Source organism: Vibrio sp. TRT 21S02 (assembly GCF_050113675.1).
Classification (GTDB): Bacteria; Pseudomonadota; Gammaproteobacteria; order Enterobacterales; family Vibrionaceae; genus Vibrio.
On the sequence record NZ_JBNJOI010000001.1, the window covers coordinates 202706 to 226933 of the forward strand.

18 protein-coding genes are annotated in these 24228 nt (G+C 42.8%); 5 read left to right on the forward strand and 13 right to left on the reverse strand.

The genetic code is table 11. The annotated features are described in order from the left end of the window. Positions 1-32: 32 nt before the first annotated feature. On the reverse strand, positions 33-2045 hold the full coding sequence (locus tag ACQEXU_RS01035; RefSeq protein WP_427009319.1) for a methyl-accepting chemotaxis protein: 2013 nt from the start codon (positions 2043-2045) through the stop codon (positions 33-35). Positions 2046-2200: 155 nt separating this feature from the next. Next, the gene (locus tag ACQEXU_RS01040) at positions 2201-4495 is read right to left on the reverse strand and encodes a YgiQ family radical SAM protein (RefSeq protein WP_427009320.1); all 2295 of its coding nucleotides are present in this window, start codon (positions 4493-4495) and stop codon (positions 2201-2203) included. A gap of 199 nt (positions 4496-4694) precedes the next feature. On the opposite strand from ACQEXU_RS01040, the gene ACQEXU_RS01045 reads away from it, so the two are divergent. The 4 genes from ACQEXU_RS01045 to ACQEXU_RS01060 all read left to right on the forward strand — a co-directional run bounded on the left by ACQEXU_RS01045 (position 4695) and on the right by ACQEXU_RS01060 (position 10751). Beyond that, complete coding sequence (locus tag ACQEXU_RS01045; protein ID WP_427009321.1) at positions 4695-7166, forward strand: EAL domain-containing protein; 2472 nt, start codon at positions 4695-4697, stop codon at positions 7164-7166. Positions 7167-7256: 90 nt separating this feature from the next. Next, positions 7257-9722 carry an EAL domain-containing protein gene (locus tag ACQEXU_RS01050; protein WP_427009322.1) on the forward strand — a complete coding sequence of 822 codons (2466 nt, stop codon included), beginning with the start codon at positions 7257-7259 and terminating at the stop codon, positions 9720-9722. A 56-nt stretch (positions 9723-9778) separates the two neighbouring features. Next, positions 9779-10459 (forward strand): hypothetical protein, encoded by a 681-nt coding sequence (locus ACQEXU_RS01055; RefSeq protein WP_427009323.1) that lies wholly within the window; start codon positions 9779-9781, stop codon positions 10457-10459. Between the two features lie 91 nt (positions 10460-10550). Beyond that, complete coding sequence (locus ACQEXU_RS01060; protein WP_367986731.1) at positions 10551-10751, forward strand: DUF4250 domain-containing protein; 201 nt, start codon at positions 10551-10553, stop codon at positions 10749-10751. 11 nt (positions 10752-10762) lie between these two features. Here the strand turns inward: ACQEXU_RS01060 and metR are convergent, their stop codons facing one another. After that, positions 10763-11674 (reverse strand): HTH-type transcriptional regulator MetR, encoded by a 912-nt coding sequence (gene metR / locus ACQEXU_RS01065; protein WP_427009324.1) that lies wholly within the window; start codon positions 11672-11674, stop codon positions 10763-10765. A gap of 266 nt (positions 11675-11940) precedes the next feature. Here metR and metE point away from each other — a divergent pair, with 266 nt between their 5' ends. After that, positions 11941-14232, forward strand: coding sequence for a 5-methyltetrahydropteroyltriglutamate--homocysteine S-methyltransferase (gene metE / locus ACQEXU_RS01070; RefSeq protein ID WP_427009325.1), 2292 nt, complete (start codon positions 11941-11943; stop codon positions 14230-14232). A 75-nt stretch (positions 14233-14307) separates the two neighbouring features. Here the strand turns inward: metE and ACQEXU_RS01075 are convergent, their stop codons facing one another. The 10 genes from ACQEXU_RS01075 to trpB all read right to left on the reverse strand — a co-directional run bounded on the left by ACQEXU_RS01075 (position 14308) and on the right by trpB (position 24170). Further along, complete coding sequence (locus ACQEXU_RS01075) at positions 14308-14718, reverse strand: GspS/AspS pilotin family protein (RefSeq protein ID WP_427009326.1); 411 nt, start codon at positions 14716-14718, stop codon at positions 14308-14310. A 2-nt stretch (positions 14719-14720) separates the two neighbouring features. After that, positions 14721-15017 carry a YciI family protein gene (locus ACQEXU_RS01080; protein ID WP_427009327.1) on the reverse strand — a complete coding sequence of 99 codons (297 nt, stop codon included), beginning with the start codon at positions 15015-15017 and terminating at the stop codon, positions 14721-14723. Between the two features lie 174 nt (positions 15018-15191). Then, complete coding sequence (yciA, locus tag ACQEXU_RS01085) at positions 15192-15572, reverse strand: acyl-CoA thioester hydrolase YciA (RefSeq protein ID WP_367986726.1); 381 nt, start codon at positions 15570-15572, stop codon at positions 15192-15194. A 142-nt stretch (positions 15573-15714) separates the two neighbouring features. Beyond that, positions 15715-16254 carry a septation protein A gene (locus ACQEXU_RS01090; RefSeq protein ID WP_367986725.1) on the reverse strand — a complete coding sequence of 180 codons (540 nt, stop codon included), beginning with the start codon at positions 16252-16254 and terminating at the stop codon, positions 15715-15717. Positions 16255-16342: 88 nt separating this feature from the next. Then, a complete protein-coding gene (locus ACQEXU_RS01095) occupies positions 16343-16594 on the reverse strand; it encodes a hypothetical protein (protein WP_427009328.1) in 252 nt (83 codons plus the stop codon). A 90-nt stretch (positions 16595-16684) separates the two neighbouring features. Further along, entirely contained in the window at positions 16685-18628 is a 1944-nt protein-coding gene (locus ACQEXU_RS01100) for an ATP-binding response regulator (protein WP_427009329.1), read from the reverse strand. A gap of 598 nt (positions 18629-19226) precedes the next feature. Beyond that, on the reverse strand, positions 19227-20408 hold the full coding sequence (locus ACQEXU_RS01105) for an acyl-homoserine-lactone synthase (protein WP_427009330.1): 1182 nt from the start codon (positions 20406-20408) through the stop codon (positions 19227-19229). Positions 20409-20575: 167 nt separating this feature from the next. After that, positions 20576-21835, reverse strand: coding sequence for a dicarboxylate/amino acid:cation symporter (locus tag ACQEXU_RS01110; RefSeq protein WP_427009331.1), 1260 nt, complete (start codon positions 21833-21835; stop codon positions 20576-20578). Positions 21836-22173: 338 nt separating this feature from the next. After that, a complete protein-coding gene (gene trpA / locus ACQEXU_RS01115; RefSeq protein ID WP_427009332.1) occupies positions 22174-22980 on the reverse strand; it encodes a tryptophan synthase subunit alpha in 807 nt (268 codons plus the stop codon). Further along, a complete protein-coding gene (gene trpB / locus ACQEXU_RS01120; protein WP_427009333.1) occupies positions 22980-24170 on the reverse strand; it encodes a tryptophan synthase subunit beta in 1191 nt (396 codons plus the stop codon). The genes trpA and trpB overlap by 1 nt, the downstream gene beginning before the upstream one ends. Positions 24171-24228: the final 58 nt, after the last annotated feature.

Consider the following 24228-nt stretch of genomic DNA (forward strand, 5'->3'; position numbering starts at 1 on the left):
TATTTATACCCTGCCTGTCATGGTTGATTTGTTTATAACTTAAAGCGCACAACCAACTGCTCAAGCTCTTCCACTTTCTGGTACAGCTGTTTCACTGCATGGGAGCCTTCTTGTGTTGTGCGGACAGAGGCGTCTGCTATCTGGCTTATCGAGTTTATGTCACGCGACATTTCCGTCGTAGCGGTTGCTTGCTGAGAACCAGCGGTCGCAATCATATCAATCATGGTGTTGACATCTTGAGCTCTAGCGACAATCTGAACCAGTGCGTCGCCGGCAGAATTGGACAAACTGACTCCTTCTGCGACCAAGGTAGTTCCTTCACTCATGCGTTCAACAGCCTGTCGTGTTTCTTGTTGAATGGAGGTGATGAGTCCGCCTACTTCTTCTGTCGCTTTTGATGTTCTTTCCGCCAGTCCACGAACTTCGTCGGCAACGACTGCAAAACCACGTCCTAAATCACCGGCGCGTGCCGCTTCAATGGCGGCATTGAGCGCCAATAAATTCGTTTGTTCAGCAATATCGTTGATCACTTTGATCACGTTACCGATTTCTTCTCCGCGTCGGCCTAAACTGTCAACGGTTTCCGCTGTTTCATTGACGACAGCAGAGATGCGATTCATTCCATCGACGGTTTCCTGCATCAATGTGCCACCATTGGTCGCTTCTTCTCCGGCAATACGTGCATTTTGGGCAGCTTCTGTGCTTTGCTCGGCAACTTGATTAACGGTCACCTCCATTTCTTCCACGGCACTGGCAATCATGGTGGCTTTGTCAGCTTGTTCCTGAATACCGGTGGCGACTCGCTGGCTGGTTTCATCTACCTGACCAGTATTGTTGGCCACTTCAGAGGCGACTTGCGTAATGTTAGTGATGACGTTCTTCAACGACTCTTGCATTTTGTCGATTGCCCGAGCAAGGTCACCCAATTCATCTTTGTTGGTTTCATTAATCGGAGAGGCTGACAAGTCACCATCAGCAATTGATTGTGCGCGTTCAGCAATGGTTTCAACCCGTTTTTTGATCATGGAAGACAGTTGCCATGCGACGATGCCGCCGACAAGCAGAACTAGGACTACATTAGTGCTGAGCCAAAAGATAATGTTGTCCATATTCGCATTGACAGCACGTAGTGCACTGATCGAGTCGTCACGCTCTTCTTGAGCGGATTGATCAAGAATCTTTTCTAACGGAGTGATAATGGAATGTTCCAGTTCGTCGACAAGTTTAATAGCAGCACTTTTTGTTGAAGGATCATAGCCATCAAAGACTTCTTGCGCGGTTTTAATGATTTCAAAGTAATACTGTTCAATTCTTTCTATATCTTTGATTTCAGATGGCTTTTGCTCTAGTGGCTTGATTTTTTCCAGATATTCCCCAAATGAAGCTGCGTCATTGTTAAAGCCATTGCGGGCGTTAGGATCCCCCATAATGTATGTGTTTAATGATGAAATCATATCTCCCGCTTCATCCACCATTTCTAGGTAATAGCGAACACCGGGTAAATCATCATTGAGCGACTCATTGAGATCCGTGGTTTTGTAAGCGTCAGCAAATTCACCATCTTTCAATTCGTCTAACAGTTGCTCTAATGGTTGGCCAACATTTTTAGTGATTTGAGCAATCTTATTGATGGCCATTTGTTCTTGTTTAGGGTCGTATTTGGCAAAGACTTCTCGTTCGAGTTGCTCAATATATTGATTGGCAAGTGATTGGATTTTATCCATTTTCTGAATGTCAGCGGTCTTTGCAGATTCTAAAGGGCGTAAAATGGAGTAATAGTGCTTAAATTCTTTTGTGTTTTCTTTAAAACTGCTGTATTCGTCAGCTTCACCATTTAGATACTCTAGTGCGTTGGTTTGTAAGTCTCCAATTTCATCCATAACGTTTAAATAAGCCAGTACGCCGGGTACATCATCAGATTCAACTTCTTGTGAAATAGCAGCGGAGTGGTTGACTAAAGACCATGCAATTAACGCTAGTGTTAAGGTCGTGATAATGATGATGGAGAAGCCCATATAGAGCATGTGAGACAATCTGATGTTCATACTTAAGTTCCATTTGATTTATCATTCATCTTAATGATTATTGTGCGGAATTAATTGAACTGCAAAATGTTTATCTACAACATTGTTACTAACGATTTCTAGTGTTAAAAAAAATCACAGCCTAAGCTGTGATTTTATTTTCAGGTTAGATTAAGTTAACGGCGTTTGGGTTTTCGGTTGCCATTCGGTTTCGAAGCTTGACTGCTTCCTATCGTATTTGGCTTTTTACCTTTATTCGCTTGGTTTGAATTCTGGTTATTGCCATGTGGCTTGCCAGCAGGCTTGCGATTTCCTTGTTGGTTAGATTTACCGCGCCCTGAGCCGTTCATTTTTTCAAACCCTGGCTGGTTCTTAGTATGTTTTGTTGCAAAGCGGTTTGCACCATGACGCCCAGACTTTCTACGTTGTGCAGGTGTCAAGGTGGTTAAATCTTCTGCTGGGACTAAACAGCCGGGTTTGTCGCCGATAAGGTGCTTTTTACCCATGTTAATCAACGCTTCTCGAATCAGTGGCCAGTTTGCTGGATCATGGTAGCGTAGCAGTGCTTTGTGTAGACGTCTTTGACGCTCACCTTTTGCAACTGGAACGACCTCGCGTTGTTTATATTTGACTCGTTTAAGAGGGTTGGTCTCTGAGTAATACATTGAGGTGGCATTACACATTGGTGATGGGTAGAAGTTTTGTACCTGATCGCACTCAAAATTGTTCTTTTTCAACCACAGCGCCAAATTAAGCATGTCTTCATCTTCCGCACCTGGATGAGCTGAAATGAAATACGGGATAAGGTATTGTTTTTTGCCCGCTTCAGCGCTGTATTTTTCAAACATTTCTTTGAAGCGATCATACGTGCCCATGCCCGGCTTCATCATGAGATCCAGAGGCGCCTTCTCAGTATGTTCTGGGGCAATTTTTAAGTAGCCGCCGACATGGTGAGTGACCAGCTCTTTCACGTATTCTGGAGACTCGATTGCCAAGTCATAACGTACGCCAGAGGCAATCATGACCTTTTTCACCCCTTTTACCTGACGAGCCGCGCGATAGAGGTCGATGGTGTGTTTGTGGTCAGTATTTAGCTTGTTACAAATTCCCGGAAAAACACAAGAAGGGCGACGGCAGTTAGCTTCTGCCTTTGGATCGCTGCATCCAAGTCGGTACATGTTTGCGGTTGGGCCACCAAGATCAGAAATAGTGCCTGTAAATCCAGGGACTTTGTCACGGATCTCTTCCAACTCATTCAGAATTGAGTCCTGAGATCGGTTTTGAATGATCCGGCCTTCATGTTCTGTAATTGAACAGAAAGAGCAGCCACCAAAACAACCACGCATGATATTTACCGATGTTTTGATCATGTCATAAGCAGGGATCTTTGCTTTGCCATACATTGGGTGAGGTACACGCGCATACGGCAAGCCAAACACATAATCCATCTCTTCGGTTGTCAATGGAATTGGGGCTTGGTTCACCCATAGCTCTCGATCACCGTGTTTCTGGATCAGTGCACGGCCGGAATATGGGTTGGTTTCCAAATGCATGATACGGCTAGCATGTGCGTAGAGAATACGATCGTTATTGAGCTTTTCAAAATGAGGTAAACGGACGGCGGTTGTCGCTGCATCGTGGCGAGAGGGCCGAATCGTGATCGCTTGCGCTTGTGGTGCTTCCGTTTTAGCTTTGGTATCGCATTGTTCCTCTACCGCATAAGGATTTGGCGGAATAAAGGCTTCTTTGCGCGGCTTTTCGATACGGGAAGAGTCTATAATGGTGTAGTTTTCCGGCTCTGCTGGAAGATTAATCGCTGTCCCACGAATGTTCGTCAAGCTACTGATTTCTTCTCCCTCAGCTAGACGGTGAGCCACTTCAACGAGCGCGCGTTCGGCATTACCAAAAAGCAAAATATCGGCTTTCGCGTCAAAAAGGACTGAACGACGCACTTTATCGGACCAGTAATCATAATGGGCTAAACGGCGCAGGCTGGCTTCAATACCACCGAGAACAATTGGAATACCTTTATAGGCTTCACGGCAGCGTTGAGAATAAACTAGAGTGGCGCGATCAGGGCGTTTACCCCCTTCATTATTTGGCGTGTAGGCATCGTCATGGCGTAATTTTTTATCGGCGGTGTAGCGGTTGATCATGGAGTCCATGTTACCTGCTGTGATGCCAAAGAATAAATTTGGCTTGCCCAATGCCATAAAGGCATCTTTATTATCCCATTTAGGTTGAGCGATGATACCAACGCGAAACCCTTGAGCTTCGAGTAAGCGACCGATGATCGCCATACCAAAACTAGGGTGATCCACATAAGCGTCACCCGTCACAATGATGATGTCACAGCTATCCCATCCTAGGGCATCCATTTCCTTGCGGCTGGTTGGAAGAAAAGGTGTGGTGCCAAAGCACTCTGCCCAATATTTCTTATGCTCATGAATGGGCGTAATTTCACTGTACATATTTTGCTCTCAGTTCCAGGGAGCGCGAATTATAGCGACTCAATGGCTGCTTATCTAGGGATATATGACCTTCGTATAAATAAGGTTTAACTAAACTTAAGTAGTAAGTCACGATATTGAATTATCTAAGAAACTATAATCATATAAAGAGGTTAGGTCACGACGAATCGTGAGCAATATGAGTACAAAGAGGTCTTATATGGATGAATATAACGAAGGGAGTCAGTATCATCCGCTGTATCCATTGGTTGAATGGCAATGGGATCTACAACAAGGTGATTTTAGCCTTGATCAAACGGCCAACCAACTCTTGCACGAGGCCGGTATTGTTGTGGATTCTATCGATGACATTTTATCGTTAATGACTCGTGAGCAACGATTGGAAATAAAAGATGCCGTGAAAAAGGTGCTACGTAGTGGCGAAGCGCAATACACGGGTTGTTGTCTCATGCCAACCAAAGGGCATTTAGTGTATGTTGAGGTGTATATTGAGAAAGCAGACGCCAATACGTTGCAAGGTTATTTTAGGCCACTACTAAACTTACCTGCACAAGATGATTTATCTAACCTCTTTCATGCTATTTTTGAAAATCAGCACCACGGTATTTTAGTAACCGACTCCCAAACCCGGATCTTAGCGTGTAACCGTTATTTTGAGCGTCAATCTGGCTTCCTACGTAGTGAACTCATTGGTTTGAAATCCAACATATTCAATGCGAATAAGCACTCTAAAGAGTACTACAGAGAGATGTGGCAAAGTATTCATACGAAAGGACATTGGTCAGGTGCAATTCTCAGCCAGTATGCAAATGGGGAAGTGATTCCTCAAGAGCTTACCATTCAAAAAATGAAGTTACGTGGAGACAGAACTTATTACGTCGGTTTGACTGTAGATCTGTCTGAACACCTCTATCGGCTGGAAGATAAAGAGGATGGGGGAGTAGAGCTGCTAACTCAGTTGCCAACGAAGAGTATGTTTCTCACTTTGTTACATGAACTCAGTCTATCTGAGTCTCACAAGGGATTAAAAGTCGTGATTGCGTTTCGCCCTGAGTTTGATGAGCAACAAATGTATGAGCGGAAGCAAGTATTATCAAATGCTTTGTCACGAGCTCAATCATTGTCTTTTGCTGGGTACCTGGCAAATGGTGTGTTTGCTGTATGTATTGAATGTAAGCAGAACAAAAACAGCGACGTAAGATGTTTACAGCAAGGTATTCGACAGTTTTTTAGTGAGTTGAAGCAGGATGCTGGAGCCAAGGTCCATGGTGATGTTCTTAACGGTCGAATCGGTATTTCAGTATTAGGGCAGGATGCAGAGAACGCGACCAAGTGTGTTACTCACGCACTGCAAGCCATGCTTGAAAACCATTCCGGGCAAGATAGTCATATCAGCTTTTATCACAGTGAAATTCACCATCGGATTGTACGGCGCAAGAGCCTTGAAGAGCACGTAAGCCATGTAATTCAAGGGCGAGCGCTGAACGTGCACTATCAACCAATCATAGATACCAACAGCTGGAGAATTGCCAAGCTGGAAGCCTTATGTCGCTTCCCCAACATTGATGGTGAACCTGCCAGTACTCAAGAGTTAATTGAAGTGGCAGAAGATCTGGAACTTATCGCAGAACTGGATCGTGCCGTTGCGGAAATAGCGATGAAAGATCTCCCTGCACTACAGCAAGTACTTGGCGATAACGTGAGTCTAACTATCAATCGCTCTCTCAATACGCATATGGAGCCACAAAGAGTCCTCCAAGATACGGTGGAACTCATCAGTGAGCATGCGGCAGATCCGACTCAAATTACTATTGAGATCACAGAAAGTGCCTATTTTGACAGTGAATCCAGTCAAAGTAATGCGTGGCAAGCTCTTAGGGAGCTTGGTTCGACAGTGGCAATCGATGACTTTGGAACGGGATATTCTTCTTTTACGTATCTCAGTGATTGCCATTTTGATTTTTTGAAAATTGACCGAGAGTTTGTATCTAATATCAATGCTGGTGAAACTAAATACAACATTGTAAAAATGATCACTGCACTTTCTCATCAGCTCAATGTAAAAGTTGTCGCGGAAGGTGTTGAAACGATGGCCGAGCTTAAAATACTGAAGTCGTTGGGCATTGACTATATGCAGGGCTATCTTTTTTCCAAGCCTCTGGCTCTGGAGGATATCGCGCAGGCTCGTGAATACCAACAACGTTTGGCGGAACAACTTCACCAATCAAGCTCACAAGGGAAAGAAGAGTCGATAGTTGCTTTGATTGCAGAAAACGTAAGCCATTTAGACCCCGGTGACCCTATCTCACTTGTCAATGAACAGATGCAAAATAATCCAGTTGGTTATTTACCTGTGATCATCGATAAGCAATGTGTCGGTGTAGTATCCCAAGCTCGGCTGAACTTACATCTAACCCCTTCAATGGGAACCGATCTAGAAACCCTTAAAGAGGCAAATATTTGGCATCGTCCAATCAATACGGTTATGGACACCCATTTCTCTCAATTGAATATGGATACCCCTCTGAACGAGCTAGGCTTATTGGTGGATGCACACCCTTTCCCTTGGGTGGTGTGTAACGAAAGAGATGAGTTTGTTGGTTTAATTGAGCAAGCCGAAGTGATTCGTTACTTGATGCAACTAACGACAAAAAACGAATGTGACGATTGACCTAACCAGTAGTAAAAATCTGCTAGAACTGCCGGATCTGACCTAATGTTATAGAAGATAAGTCTTCTTCATTGAATTTGGATTCGTATTATGAAGCGTTTGATGGAACAACCGTTATCTGAGCAAGAGTTTCATGCATTGCCTCATGTAGATTGGCAATGGTGCTTAGACGAACATCGGTTGGAAATTGATCGAGAGCTATGCAGCAGGGTGTTGGCCTCTCCAATGCCATCGATGACCGAGAATTTTCTTTTATCTTGCCTTAACTTTGATGATCAATCGGAATTGATCAAACAGTTTGAATCGGCTCACGTGCGCCAAGAGCCAGGCGTGTTCAGCTGCCCTTTGTATCTCGATAAAGGGAAAATCAGTTATGTGGAGTTCTCATACACGCCTAGCGTTGATAAAAGAATAACGGGTAGCTTATATCCTCTTTTATCGTTTCCTTCCAATGGTCAGGTATTTGGTAGCCTCTTTGATCAGCTTTTCGATAACCCCCATCGCGGCATTCTACTCGCAGACAGTAACAAACGTATTATGCTCTCCAATCACTACTTTCAAACACACAGTGGATACCGCAATATCGATTTAGTTGGCAATAGTTTATCTATGCTCAACTCAGGGAAACACAGTAAGGAGTTTTATCAGAAAATCTGGCTCGACATTGATGAAAGTGGATTTTGGAGTGGTGTCATACTGATTAAGGCTGCAGATGGTCGGATTATTCCTCAGGAAATGACGCTGCAGCGTCTTCATTTGCGAGATCGTGTGTTCTTTATTGGCTATTTTCTCGATTTATCCAACCATTTATATCGTGTTCAAGATGTGGAACATGGTGGTGTTGAATTGCTAACTCAACTGCCGACGGAACAGCAATTTACTCAATCTGTTGCTACTCGATGGATGGACGGACAGGAAGAAAATGTCTGTTTAGTTGTGGCATTTATCCCTAAGTTTTCTGGTGATGATGAATTTGAGATGAAATCTCTATTGTCTGAACACTTGGCGAGAAATCGGGTTGCGACTCAGGTTGGCTATATTGGGGGGAATCACTTTGTTGCTTTTTTAGAGTGTGAAAAATGTCAGGGACCGTCACAAGTTAGGATCATCCATCAGACGATTCGGCGTTTTTTTAGTGGACTTAACCAAAGCGCTGGAAAAGCCATTCATCGCGCTATTTTAAATGGGAAAGTCGGCGTTTCCGTTCTCGGACATGATACGCATAGCCCGAAACTCTTAGTTTCACATGCAGTGCAGGCGATGCTGGAGCAAACTGCAGAGTCGAAAGGTTTGATCACGTTTTATCACGGAGCCATTCATAAAGAAGTCTTACGGCGTAAGGAGTTAGAAGAGTGGACGGTGAAGTGCATAAAAAGCGGGAATGTGGAGGTGTTCTACCAACCGATTGTCGACGTGCACAATTGGGATATAGTGAAGTTTGAAGCATTGAGCCGATTTAAAACGCCCAATGGGAATATGTTAAATACACAGGAAATCATTACCATCGCTGAGGATTTAGATCTCATTGCTGATCTTGATTGGTGTGTTGGTAAGAAAGCGCTGCAAGATTTAGAGGTGATTCAACAGCGTTTTGGTGCTGGTTTAGGGCTGACAATCAATCGTTCCCTCAATACGAAACTGGAACCGGGAGAAGTATTAAAGAGTGCAGAACTGATGATCCGGGAGCACGCAAAAACGCCGCATTTGGTCACCATTGAGCTGACTGAAAGTGCTTATTTCGATAGTGAATCGCGACAATCCTCTCTTATTAGCAATTTACGTGAACAAGGGGTGAGTGTTGCGATTGATGATTTTGGTACGGGTTATAGCTCATTTACCTACTTAAGTGATTGCAATTTCGATTTATTAAAAATTGATCGTGAATTTGTCATCGATCTAAAAGTGGGGTCACATAAATACTACATTGTGAAAATGATCATCGAACTTGCCCATACGCTTGAAGTAAAAGTCGTGGCGGAGGGAGTTGAAACACGTTACGAACTCGAAGTGCTGTGCAGTTTAGGGGTGGATTATATTCAGGGTTATTTTTTCTCGAAACCTTTAGCGCTAGATGAACTGGAACATGCGTGGGAGTATTTTGACAAGCTGGAAGATTTTCTTGAGCGTCGGTCAAGTGTCAGAGGTGTGGGGATATTGAGCATTACACATACGCATATTCCATGTTTAGAGCCGCAAGACACATTAGAGAAAGCAAAAGGACTGTTTGACTCAAACAATTTCAACATCGAGTTACTCCCCATCTTAGACGGAAATACTTGTGTTGGATTAATTGATCGTGAAAGCTTGAATTTTCACCTTTCTCCAACGCTGGGGACTAAATTAGAAACCACGAAGGATCTGACTATTTGGCAAAAACGATTGAATCAGGTGATGAGAACGGACCTATACCGGATTTCCTTCCAAACCAAGGTGACGGAGATTGCGGATTTACTGAAAAGTGGCGTCAATCCACCTTGGGTTGTGGAAGATGAAGCGGGTAACTATTTAGGAACCGTCACGAAGCGCGATGTGTTTGAGTATTTTGCTAATGGCTAATTCATTAAGTTTTGTTATTATCCGCGTCCAGACTTTATCATTGAACGCGACAACTTATGATCCCACAACTGCTTACGCTTTTGCCACCGATGTTATTAGGGGCTCAATTACTTTTGACCTTAATTTTAGTGAAAGGAGAGATTTGCCCGGGGCAAAGAGGGAGAATTCATAAGGTGCTTCCTGCACTGGCGATTTTATGGTTGGCCGTCGCTTCGGTGAAAATTCAATCTTTCCTGATCGTGTTTGCTTTAGCGTATTTCTACTCGCAAGTTCAAACCAAGAAAACCAGAGAACAAGGGCCGTTGTGGGTGATGTATCTAGCAAATGGATTAGCATTAGCGTATGTTGGCATTTTGGTTGCTGAGCAGCTAAGTCTTGCTTCTTCTGTCTATTTATTCCTTCTTGTCCCGCTTCTTGGGGCCTCATTTGCCCATTTGTTGCTGATCATCGCGAAAACAAGACTTCAAGCATTCCATCGTATTTTGCCTGTTGTTGGAGTGGTGAGTTCGATGTTGGTTTGCGTGACGATTTTACTAAAAGCTTACGGTTTTGACGCTCAGCAACTGACACAAGTCACGCCTTTGCTCCTTATTGGTTTAGCCCTAATGATTTCAGCGGTTGTTGTGTGGTGCTGGCATATATTCACGCACAAAGCTGCCCATAAACTGCAGTTATTTGTCGCCATGGCAATGATGTTATCTGCCTCGGTATTTAATTTCGGCTTGTTTGCGCTCTAAGTAGTATTTCTTTAGACAGGCATCACTACTTTTTTCTGCCACTAACGCTAAGCTCTAAAGTAGGTTCGTGGGCGTGCAGAGGAGCAGTGCTATGGATTTAAGTAATGTTGGTAATTTGGACAGCATCATTTTGCTGGGTATTGTGAATGAGAAGCTCAGATTAGAATGCGATAGCTTCGAAGAGTTAGTTTCCATGTATGAAATGGATGTGGAAACGGTTGTGGGCAAATTGGATATACTTGGCTATCAATATGACCCGCTCACGAATCAATTTAAATCATACGAAAGATAGCCAAATTCAATTTACGCCATCTTGATCCCTTCAAGGTGGCTTTTACATTGCTGGCGAGCGGTATTAAAGAAAGCTTGAAGGTAACGTTTCTCTTTCTCAGAATGACGAGTTGCCGCAAATAATCGTCGCCAAAGCCCATCACCAAGCGGAATGCTGGTAATTAAACCTTGTCTTGAAAACTCACTGATTGCCCAATTGGGTAATGCCGCCACCCCCAACCCTGCTGACACCATTTGAACCAACATCAATGTGTTATCGGCTTGCTTCCACTTTGCGGGCTCCACATTCGCCGGAGATAAAAAGTGCTTAACAACATCAAGTCGCTGCTTTTGTACTGGGTAGCACAGCATGGTTTCATTGGCTAAATCGTCTGGAACGATGCGTTCTTTGTCTGCCAATGGGTGAGTGGTCGCTGTGATTAAACGCATTTCAAAATCGAAGAGCGGTTCGTAGTGTACTTCAGAGCGTGGTTGAATGTCAGAAGTGATCACGAGATCCAGTTCACCACTCACTAAAGCAGGTAAAGGTTCAAAGCCAAAACCTGATGAAAAATCCAATGTTACACTTGGCCAAGCGACTTGATATTCTTTGAGTGCAGGCATAAGCCATTGAAAGCAAGAATGGCACTCAATCGCCATGTGAAGGCGGCCATTAACGTCCTCTTTGAGGCTTGCTATTTCATTCTCTGCTTTGGCTAATCTAGGTAAGATCTCATCTGCCAGTCTGAGTAAGATCTCGCCTTCAGATGTGAAGCGAACAGGTCGAGTTTTTCTTAAAAATAATGGGTTACCAATTCTAGCCTCAAGATCCTTTAGCTGATGAGACAGAGCTGACTGCGTTAAGTGCAATGCTGTGGCAGTCGCCGTGAGCGATCCTGTGTCACGCAGTGAAGTCAGGGTCCTTAAGTGTTTCAGCTCGATCATGAGTTCCTCTCATTATGCATTCATCTTTATGAATTCTGTTAACAATACTCGGATTAAATAGAGCTGTAAACATCTAGATGGCCAAATCTATGGTGCTTAATATGAATAGTTTTATAACGTTACTCATTATTATGAATTTTTCTAATAAACAAGTTGAATAATTGGAGATTGTTCAAGTGCGTGATTAGCGAGATATTTTAGCCATCCAGACATCTTAATTGTCTGACCAAACATGAAAGAATTAACGAATCAGAAGGAATAGGGACATGGCTATAACAACACACATTCTTGGTTATCCACGTGTTGGTGAAAAACGTGAATTGAAGTTTGCACTAGAAAAGTACTGGCGAGGAGAAATTGATCAAGCAGAGCTAAAAGCTGTTGGTTCAACATTACGTAATAAGAACTGGCAAACTCAAACTGACGCTGGACTGAGCTTTGTGACTGCAGGTGATTTTGCTTGGTATGATCATGTACTTACAACCACGTTGTTACTGGGCCATGTGCCAAAGCGTCATCGCAACGGGTTCCCTGATCTAGATACCTTATTTAAAGTGGGACGTGGGCAATCTCAAGTAAACTGCGGTTGTAATGGCAGTGCCGCATCCGATATGACCAAGTGGTTTAACACTAACTACCACTACATTGTGCCTGAGTTTAGCAAAGACGATTCGTTTGAGGTGAGCTGGCCACAGCTTTTTGAAGAAGTGAATGAAGCCACCAAAGCGGGACATAAGGTTAAGCCTGTTCTTCTGGGACCAATCAGTTATCTATATCTTGGTAAAGAAGTTGAAGAAGGATTTGATCGTCTAACGCTACTGCCACGCCTGCTATCTGCTTACCAAGCGATTTTTGCCAAACTTGCCAAACAGGGTGTGGAATGGGTGCAGATTGACGAACCTATTCTATCACTGGAGTTAGAGAAGCCTTGGCAAGATTCATTTAAACTGGCGTATCAAGTACTGCGTAGCGATATAAAAGTATTGTTGACCACATACTTCGACTCAGTGTCAGACACGTTAGATAAAATTGTCGAACTGGATGTGGATGGTCTACATATCGACTTGTCCGCAGCTCCGTCTCAACTCGATGATGTTGTAGAGAAGCTACCTCAAGGCTGGGTATTGTCCGCAGGTGTGGTTAATGGGCGAAACGTATGGCGCGCAGATTTGAGTGCACAACTTGAGCGTCTTCAACCGCTTAAAGACAAGTTAGGGGACAATTTATGGGTAGCAAGCTCTTGCTCATTACTGCATAGCCCGGTGGATCTTGACCTAGAGCCAGCACTTTCAGAAAACGTAAGAAGTTGGTTTGCATTTGCAAAACAAAAAGTCACTGAAGTTGCGTTGTTAGGGAAAGCTTTAGAAGGCGATCAAGACGCTATTTTAGCCTGTGATACTTACAGTGCACCGATCCAAGCGCGTAAGACATCTACAGATGTCAATAAACCACAAGTTCAACACCGATTGAGTCAACTGACCAAAGCCCTAACAGAGCGTACGGCACCTTACGCGGAACGTGCCGCTCATCAGAGTGAAGTGTTGGGGTTACCTTTGTTTCCGACGACCACGATTGGCTCTTTCCCCCAAACCAGTGAAATACGTGTACAGCGCAGCGCATACCGCACGGGACAACTGTCTGAGGTGGAATATGAAACAGCCCTAAAAGGGCACATCGCGGATGCGGTGAAGCGACAAGAAGCACTCGATCTTGACGTACTTGTTCATGGTGAAGCTGAGCGTAATGATATGGTGGAATATTTTGCTGAAAATCTGGCAGGATTCCAAACCACCAAATTTGGTTGGGTTCAGAGTTATGGGTCTCGATGCGTGAAGCCTGCAATAGTTGTGGCTGACATTGAACGTGAAAAACCAATTACAGTGGGGTGGTCTACTTATGCACAGTCTCTTACCTCAAAGCAAATGAAAGGTATGCTCACTGGTCCTGTTACAATTTTATGTTGGACGTTCCCACGTGAAGATATTAGCCGTAAGGAGATTGCAGACCAACTAGCGCTCGCATTGAGAGATGAGGTATCTGATTTGCAAGATGCAGGGATCAACATCATTCAGATTGATGAACCTGCCATTCGAGAAGGATTGCCATTGAAAAAGCGTGATCACAAAGCATATCTAGAGTGGGCAGTTGATGCGTTTAAAGTATCAGCGGCGAGTGCGAAACCAGAAACGCAGATCCACACTCACATGTGTTACTCCGAGTTCAATGAGATCATTGATTCTGTTGCGGCGTTGGATGCGGATGTGATTACGATTGAAACTTCTCGTTCAAATATGGAACTGCTAAAAGCGTTTGAAGAGTTTAACTATCCAAATGAAATTGGCCCGGGTGTGTACGATATTCATTCTCCAAATATTCCAAGTGAAGAGTGGATTGAAGGTTTGATCAATACAGCCGCAGAAAAAATTCCAGCTCAACGCTTGTGGGTAAACCCAGATTGTGGCTTAAAAACACGTAACTGGGCCGAAACTGAAGCGTCACTCGCTAACATGGTTTCTGCTGCGAAGAAGCTACGTAAGGAATTTGCAGAGCAAGCGTAAATCCATTAAAGCGAAAAGAAAATGCCGACGTTATGTCGGCATTTTTCGTTTTGTATGTAGAACAAGACCAAACGCTTATTGCGATTTTAGCTGGCTACAAGTCTCTTCTGAGATAAATTCATCTGCCATCAACTGCCCTCGGTTATTACGCATTTTAATGCGGTAGCTCAGGCCAACATCAAGGTTCGTTTTAGTATCAGGCGAAGTGCAGTAGCTGTTGATGCTGTATCTCAATACTTGCTGTGCAGGTTTTGAGTTTGGGGCGTCATCGTTGTAAACCATCATAATTTCGATAGTTGTTCCCTTGGCGTTGGCGCGCATAATCGATAACGGGCCAGATTCCAAAGGGAGTTCCGCTGCGAGCAAGTTCGCACGGTTGCTTGCCAGTAGCTCAAGGTGACGTTGTCGCTCGGCGTTCGATGAACAACCAGCGAGAAGAAGAATACTGCTAATGATACAGCAGGTAGAGAGCAGCGCTTTTTTCATAATTAGAGTACTTTTTTAAATGGTTTTACAATAACTTTCTCATAAACGCCAGCAGCGACATATGGGTCGGCATCAGCCCAAGCTTGAGCCTCTTCTAACGATGAAAAATCTGCAATAACAGTAGAGCCGGTAAATCCAGCTTCTCCAGGGTTTTCTGAATCAATTGCTGGCATTGGGCCTGCGGTGAGCAATCGACCTTCGTTTTGTAATTGTTGTAGACGCTCAAGATGTTGAGGACGAACGCTCATGCGCTTTTCTAGAGAGTTTTCGATGTCTTGCGAAAAGATGACGTACCACATGACAATATCCTTGTTCGTAATGTGCAACCTGATTGAAGTCGTATAGGTTACAAGTTGAAATTGAAACTAACTCTACCGAATGTAACCACTTTTAAAAGTCGAACTATCATCAAAATGTGAAATTAGTCGTGAATGACCCGTTATTTCACATATTTAACTCATTGTACTATGTGGTTAATTAATAGCACGAGGCTTGCCGTCAGAGTCAATAGCGACGTAATTAAATGTGGCATCACAGACCATAAAACGATCTTCTATTCCGTGTTCTTTCACTGGTTTTACCCATACTTCTAAATCGATGCTCATTGATGTACGACCAATTTTAGTACACTCACCGTAACAACAAACCACATCGCCAACTTTCACGGGTTTCTTGAAAGTAATACTGGAGACAGAAACCGTAACAATGCGGCCAGAGGAAATTTCTTTGGCCAATATACCACCAGCTAAATCAAGCTGTGACATGATCCATCCACCAAATATGTCGCCATTGGCGTTGGTGTCAGCGGGCATTGCAAGGGTTCTAAGTAATAATTGGCCTTTAGGTGAATTCATTTTCGGACTCGTTTCAACATCTACAACAAACAAAACAGCGACCAAAGAGGTCGCTGAAAAAGTGTCACAATTATACCCAAGTAACCTCGAGATGCTAGGCTCAGTGAGATTGACTTAGTTTACAAATGTGGTGGTGATTTAATTATTCCGCTTGGTTGTCTTTTGGCAGATGCTTGTAGATATAGATGCCGGTCAGCAAGGTAAATCCAAATGTCGCAGCAAGTAGGCCAAATACTTTGAAGTTGACCCACACATCGAGTGGAAGTTTAAAAGCAATATAAATGTTTAATACCGCACAGAGAGAGAAAAACGTCACCCAAGCCCAAGTGATCTTTGCCCACACAGTATCGGGAAGTGAGATCTCTTTGCCTAACATGCTTTTGATTGCTGATTTGCCAATGATATGACTCGTTGCCAGACCTATCGCAAACACAAGGTATACGATGGTGACTTTCCACTTAATGAAGTTGTCATCATGTAAGAAAATGGTCATTCCACCAAAGATTGCAACCAACACAAACGTGATTAATTGCATTTTTTCTACCTTTTTGTATAGCGCATATGTAATGACCAGTTGTATCGCTGTTGCGGCGATTAGAGCGCCAGTAGCAACATAGATGTCATACAATTTAAAGAGTGCGAAAAATATAATTAGTGGAATAAAATCAATAAGCTGCTTCATTTTTAACATCATTGAGCATAAATGGAATGCCTGACAGTGTATCTAAATAACTGTCAGGACAAAACCATCAGAGATAAATAGGTTGGATTTAGCGTCTCAGCATATCCGCTTCGAGACGGGGGATAAGACGCTTGATGTCTTCGAGATAACCTTCTTCTCTTAAGCTCTCTACAGTTATTTGCAGCTCGGTATCGCTCATAGAAAAGCAGCAAGATTTTCCGGTCATGAGATTAAGGTATTGGTGATATTCCGTTTCGGTAAAGTGGCCGATTCGATCAACAAGTAAGCTCTTAATACCATGATGAATGAGATGGTAGTAGGTGTGTCTGTGCAGCTCCATAACCAGTACTCCTATGGAGAAAGAAAGCGACAAGGTCAAGATTTTGCCGCCTCAAATTATCGTTGTACTGGTGAAGCATATTCAATGCCATTAGTGAGCGACGGCAATCTCATTGTTCGATATCGAGCTGGCTTCTTCTGGAAAGTATCGCTTCAATAACTCGCTTAATGCTTGTTTTGTCGTTGGTTTTGTCAACCTGTCGTCCATTAACAGATCGATAAGTTCTAATTCCCTTTCCCCAGACTCCCCAGATAGCGCAACAATTGGCAAATCAGGACGGAACTGCTTAATCGCACGACTGGCATCAAAGCCATTCAAAACAGGCATTTGGATATCCATTAAAACCAAATCAACGGAATTGGCTTTGACTTGTTCAATCGCTTTCAGACCGTTATTCGCTTGTATAACGTTCACGTTTAACTGATCAAGGTAGAAGATGACTAACGATCTTTGAACTTCTTTATCGTCAACGACGAGCACAGTAATGTCGGACGTAGATTCCTTGAGAGCGACAGGGTCATCTAAAAGTTGCTCGGAAAGTATCGGCTCTGGTGTGAAGAAAAACGATGAAGAGACTAACTCTTTGTTTAGAGGTAAATCTTGAGCGGGAAATATTAACTTAAACGTTGTTTTCTCCCCTTCAATAGACTCACACTCAATTTTCCCGCCAAAGGATTGCATAACACGGCGGCAATAGCCCAAACCTAAGCCACTGCCACCGCTTTTATTGTGAGAAAAGAAGTCGTCAAAGATACGATGTTGGAATTCATTTGGGATACCTGGTCCTGTGTCAGTAAACAAGACGTAATTCTCAAACTTGCTTTTATGAGTACTGATTTCAATTTGACTGTCAGGATAGGAGTCAAAATAGTAGAGCGCATTGCGAAGTAAATTGAAAATGACAAAATTAAACAAAGTATCGTTTACTCTAGCAACGAAGTCTTGTTGAGTATTGAGGTGGACCCTTGCCCGAGAAGAGGAGTTCTCGAAGGCATAGCGCTCAACGGCTTGCTCAATCGCACGTTTCATCGACATTGGCGTTGATGGCTCGCTTTCCAATGATGAGTCACTCACTTCACGTAAAATAATGTCGATTAACTGGCGTCCTCTGGAAATAGCAGCGTTGCCTTTTCTCACTTCACTTAGCAGTAATTCCGGAGAATCGCCTCGTTCAATACGGTGGCTTAACATCTCAAATTGTAATTGAACTTGCGCTAAAGGATTGCGCATCTCGTGCGCAATAGAATTGGCTAGAGCTTGGGATTGTCTGACTTTACGATCGGCGTTGATGTAGCCTTGAGCTTTCACGAACACACTTTGAAGCGCTTGAATTTCTTCACTAAAGAAGAGTTTTCCATCCCGCTTACGATTTGCCAGCAATAGGTGTGACAGACGATCTGCGTGGTCAAAAATGGGTAAAACCAAAGCCACATTATTGTGGTGCATTTTCTTTAGATGTTCCGGCATTAACCCTTCACTACCAGTTTCTGAGCCAAGTAGGAGCTCTTCAAAAACCAAAATATTGCCTTTCTTTCTAAACTGAGACCGATAAAGCTGCTCTTCCTGATCGCTGGAAATCGTTTGAAGATCATAGTCACTAATATTGAGTATTGTCGCTAGCTTATGCATTGCCTGAGTTGTTGACTTCTGAAATGTATCAGCGAGCGCATAAATTTGTTCTTGTGGGGTGGATGTTGTGCCATACACAACTCTGCTTGCCATCGGTTTGACGCGCGAATACACCCATTTCCAAGTGATGGCAGTTGCAATACAGCTTATTGCAATTGTGCCAATCTGATCAGACTTCGAGAACAACTGGATGAGAATAAATAATGGGATGATGATTAATCCGCACGTTGTCACTGTTTTTAAGCTGGTATAAAGAATGTGCTTACCACTATAAAAGCGAGAAGTTATTAATGCATATCCCATTAGCAGCATCTCTGTTATCGATAATGCTGGAGGTAACCATGCTAATGAAAAATTATTCCACATAAATGGAACGATAATATGTATTACCAATGTTGAAAACATAAACACACTGATGCCGACTATCATATAAAGAGAGCGTACCTGGTGTATGGATATTGATTTTTTCGAGTAAACAATTAGGTTTCGAAATGTGAGTATGATGAGAGTTAGGCCCGTAAGGAAAAAATAGGGTGTAGCGGGTCCAAAATCTAAAATAAATCGACCTTTATCGATAATGTCAATCCCAGCAATAGTTAGGCCTGGAATTAAATTTGTGTAACTAATATACGTAGTAAATAGAATAATTAAGGCTAAATTAGCTCTTTTATAAAAGGCAGAGTTTAGATGTCGTGTTAATTTTAAAGAAACTAAAAAAGCAAATACCAAAGCAGAATAAGAACTGATATTAGCGACTATAGCAACAGTTATTGCAGTATTCTCTCCATAATTTACTAACAGAGGAGAATAGAAATAGGCATTACTCGCTATCCAGATCATGATAGATATGGAATAGAGAATATAAGGAATAGCAATACCCTGGCTAAACTTACTACCGGCTTTGTTGATCGACTTGATGAAGTGGCCGATCCACATCGCAACAATAAGAACAGTTACCAGTAAAAGAGACAATACTGGGTTTGATATAATCTCTTGTGATAGGTTACTCATAGATAGGGCTAGCCTCTTGTTTTGTCCTAAAAACAAGCTCGCTGTAGCTTTTAAAGTTTTGCTTTTCAAAGCTTTTGGCTACATTTTTTACAAACCAAAACCCTCGGTAAGTAAACAAGTTGGTTTCATTTATTGCATACCTTGCCACATCGATATAATTACCTGGTTTCAGTGCTCTATAAAAGAATAATAACCATGTGTGATCAATGATAGTGTACGCCAACCGGAACCCACTTCTTGATAATACAAATGCGATTTGCTTTTGTGCTAAATACAAGATGAACAATCGCTGCTTAGTTGAGCCTGATGTAGAGAGCCTGAGTATTTCACAAGCTTTATCGTCATTACAAATGAGACTGGAACATTCTTTGTCAAAACTGCGAAGTGATGTGTATTTTTTAAGGGCTGACTTAAAAATTTTGGATTGACTAACGACTGCTAACTGCTCTTTGTCGACCAACATTTCCCATCCATCATGCTGGAAGAAAGGGGAGAAGCTTAACCATGAATGACGTTCACTCCAATCTTGAACCAGAGCACTAGAGGCTAGAATGGGATAGTTATCAGTTAAGCGTAGCAGAACAAAATGACGTCCTTCTGCTGACAGGGACAAGGTGTCTAAAAGCTCGAACCACTTTTGTTCCAGTACAAACAAGTGAATGTTTGAAACTAAGATAGCGTCCTTTAGCGAGTACACGCCGGGTTCGTAAGGAGTTTTTACTTGGAGATCCGTCGTGCTGATATTTTCTACCAGCTGCCCAGTGTACTCATCTTCATTCAGGCTGATTGAACAACGCTCATCACAATGGCCTAAACATCTTGATTTGACTTTATGTAACTCATAGCTTGCCCACATCTTTAAAATTGAGTCGAAAAATTTCAAGGCAAATTTTTCTATTAAAAGATGCTCAGATTGTGGTGATAGATATGAGTCTTCAATAATTAGGTTTTGATATTCTTTGGAAGCGAATATTTTATTTAAATTGTCATTAATGAAATTTGGGTTATTTCTTAGAAGTGTTTTTTTTCTGCTTTCAACAATTGTTGATAACAAAGAGTGAATAGATTCTGCTCTTTCTAGTTCAACTATAAAATTAAAAATGTCAGTAATTTGCTCATTAGTTAATTGTTGATAATTTAGAAAGTAATTAGATAGAAAATTTGTGATTTTCATAGGCTAGCCAACGTTTTTATTGTGTTTTTTGTATATTCTTCCCGATAATAACAAAAACATGATTTATACGGCTAACTTTTTGAGAAATAGCGCAACCTTATGCATAAAAAAACCACCATACTTGAGAATGGTGGTTTTTAAAAATAATAAGATTATGCGTTTATTTATTAAACTTGCTGTTTTGCTAGTCCAGCTTCTTCTTTCGACTCTTCTACTAAAGCATCAACAATTACGGCACAAGCCGCATCACCAGTGATGTTCAGTGCGGTACGAATCATATCGAAGATACGATCGAGAGCAAATAGAAGTGGTAGACCTTCAATTGGGATACCCGCAGCTAGAAGTACTGCAACAACTAGGAATGATGGGCCAGGAACTCCGGCTTGACCTACTGCACCTAAAGTCGAAGTCACGATAATAGCGATATAAGCACCAATACCTAAGTCAACGTTGAATAGCTGTGCGAAGAAAATTGCAACCAAACCATAGTAGATGGCATTACCTGACATGTTGATTGTTGCACCAAGAGGTAGAACAAATGATGCCGTTGAGTTTTTCACTCCCAGCTCATGTTCACAGGTATCCATGGTGACTGGCAGCGTCGCCATGGATGATGCGGTAGATAAGGCAACTGCTTGAGGCTTCTTCATTGCCGTAAGAAACTTTTTAGCAGATGTCTTAGTGAATAGATGCACCATTAACGGGTAGGCGATAAAGCCAAAAATAAGGATTGCTGCGATATAAACAATGAATAGTTTAAATACGACCATGAGAGCGGCAAAACCAAAGGTACCCACAGCTTCAGCCATTAAGCCAAATACACCAATCGGTGCGATGATCATGACTTTATTGATCATCCAAACCATGGCATCAACAATGCAGTTTACGCCGTTTATGATTGGTTCACGTTTTTCTTTCGCTTGCTTTGAAATCGCAATACCGAAAAACATGCAGAATACAAGGATCTGGAGGATATTTGCTTCATTCAGTGACTGAAAAACGTTGGTTGGGATCATACCTGTAATGGTTGCCCAGAAAGAAGGTAATTCACCTTTAGAAGCGTACTCGGCAGAAAACATGCCTTCTACACCAGATAAGTCGATACCGATGCCCGGTTTAAACACTTCACCCATAAATAGAGCAAGTGCAACTGCCAGAGCGGAGGTAAGGCCAAAATACCCTAGGGTGATCACGCCCACTTTACCTGCTGATTGGCTGTTACCTAAGCCAGCAGCACCAGATATCAATGCAACGGCGACTAAAGGAATAACCAACATTTTTATTAGATTAATAAAGATTGCGCCCAAGGGAGCAAAAATGGTGGCGCTATGACCCATTAAGGCACCAACGGCAGTACCCGCGATCATTGCGATGACAACCTGCACGCCAATATTGTTTAGCAAACTCTTTTCTTTTAACACTTCCATAACCTCTGTGCTAATAAATTTTAAATTCCTGGATATTGACACCGCAAACAAGGATTAATTTGGGTGAATATCTTGTCTTGCTTTTTACATGTATCCTTTACATTTCGCAACATCATTACAATGAGGAATGCCGTTCTATTCGTATTTTTATTGATGATTGGCAAAAAAATGTACAAAAGAAAACGTTTGTTATTTGTCTGTGTTATTTATCTCGTAAAAATACAGATGATGCGAATGAAAGATGCGGAGAGAGATTAGGTGAGCTTTTGTTAAAAAAAAGATCGATTCCTTAGATTGATTAAGAAATCGATCTCATAACATTTTATTTAACTTTTCAGTTATTTTTGAGTGGCAGATTTCATCGAGGAAACAAAACCAGCAAGTTGCTTTAACATGACTTCAGGTTGTTCTATGTGTTTCTCGATGATTCTTACCACGGCAGAGCCTGAGATTGCACCAGCAGCTCCAGATTCCAACGCTTGTTTAACTTGAGCTGGTTCAGATATACCAAAACCAAGTAAAGATGGTGGTGCCTTGAATTGATTGAGCTTGTCCAGCATATCTCCTACAGGCATATTGGCTTTAGTTTCTGCCCCTGTCACACCTGCTCGAGAAAGTAGGTAAGTGTAGCCTCCTCCAAGCTCTGCAACCGATTTGAGTGTCTCATCGGATGCAGTTGGTGGAGCAATAAAGATAGGGTGGATGCCAAACTTTTGCGCCGCAGCAACGAATTCAGCGCTTTCATTTGTCGGTACGTCAGCGATAAGCACGGAGTCGATACCTGCTTGTGCACAGCGCTCATAAAAGTGCTCAATACCGCGTGAGTAGACAAGGTTGGCATACATTAGTAAGCCGATCGGCAGGTCAGGGTACTTATGGCGGATCTTACCGATCAGCTCAAAACAAATATCAGGGGTTGTATTTGAATCGAGCGCACGAATATTTGCCCCTTGGATTGTTGGCCCATCAGCCAGCGGATCCGAGAAAGGAATGCCAAGCTCTAATGCATCGGCACCCGCTTCCACCAACGTTTCCATAATTTGAAGAGACAGATCAGGGTTAGGATCTCCCACCGTTACGAACGGTACGAATGCGCCTTGATTTTTTTCATTTAAGCGCTCAAACATCTTTTCATAACGGCTCATTAGATCACTCCTTTTTCTTCTAAGATTGCGTGTACAGTGAAGATATCTTTATCACCGCGTCCAGAAAGGTTGACGACGAGTAGCTGTTCTTTTTCTGGGTTATTTCGAGCCATGCGCAGGGCATGTGCTAAAGCGTGGGAGGATTCAAGTGCTGGAATAATACCTTCGCTGCGAGCGAGCTCTTGAAAAGCATCAAGCGCTTCATCGTCCGTGACATTGTCATACTCTGCTCGACCAATGGCATTCAAATGAGCGTGCTGTGGCCCAACCGATGGGAAATCCAAGCCCGCAGATACTGAATAAGATTCTTCAACTTGGCCGTTTTCATCTTGCATCAACGGTGCTTTCATACCAAAGAATATACCAGTTTTACCATGTTTCAGTGGTGCGCCATGTTGGTCGGTATCAATGCCTTTACCAGCAGGCTCAACACCGATTAAGCGGACACTTTCTTCTTCTATGAAATCAGCAAACATACCGATTGCATTTGAACCACCGCCAACACAAGCGATGATCGCATCAGGTAAACGTCCTTCACGGGCAAGGATCTGATTTTTTGTTTCTTCGCCTATCATTCGTTGGAATTCACGAACAATGGTTGGGAATGGGTGAGGACCAGCTGCTGTTCCTAGCAAATAGTGTGCATCTTCATAAGTTGCCGACCAGTCGCGTAGTGCTTCATTACAGGCATCTTTTAAGGTCGCTGAACCTGAATGAACTGGTATAACCTCAGCTCCCATCAGTTTCATACGAAAGACATTTGGACTTTGGCGCTCTACATCTTTTGCTCCCATGTATACGCGGCATTTTAGGCCGAGTAGAGCACAAGCGAGCGCGGTTGCAACGCCATGTTGACCAGCGCCTGTTTCAGCGATGATCTCATTTTTGCCCATGCGCTTGGCAAGTAGAGCTTGACCAAGAACTTGGTTTGTTTTGTGGGCTCCACCATGAAGCAGGTCTTCACGCTTGAGATAAAGTTTGGTTTTTGTACCTTTAGTGAGGTTACGCGTTAATGTCAGTGCGGTTGGGCGTCCTGCATATTCTTGCAATAAACTCATAAATTCGCTGCGAAAGTCTGGGTCTTCCTGAGCATCAATAAAGGCTTGTTCCAGTTGCTCTAGTGCTGGGACTAAAATTTGTGGTACGTATTGACCACCGTATTCGCCAAAGTAGGCATCCAATTTAGCCATTTTTAATTCCTTGTTTCAGTATGAGATGAATGTCATCTCAGAAAAATTTGTCTTAATC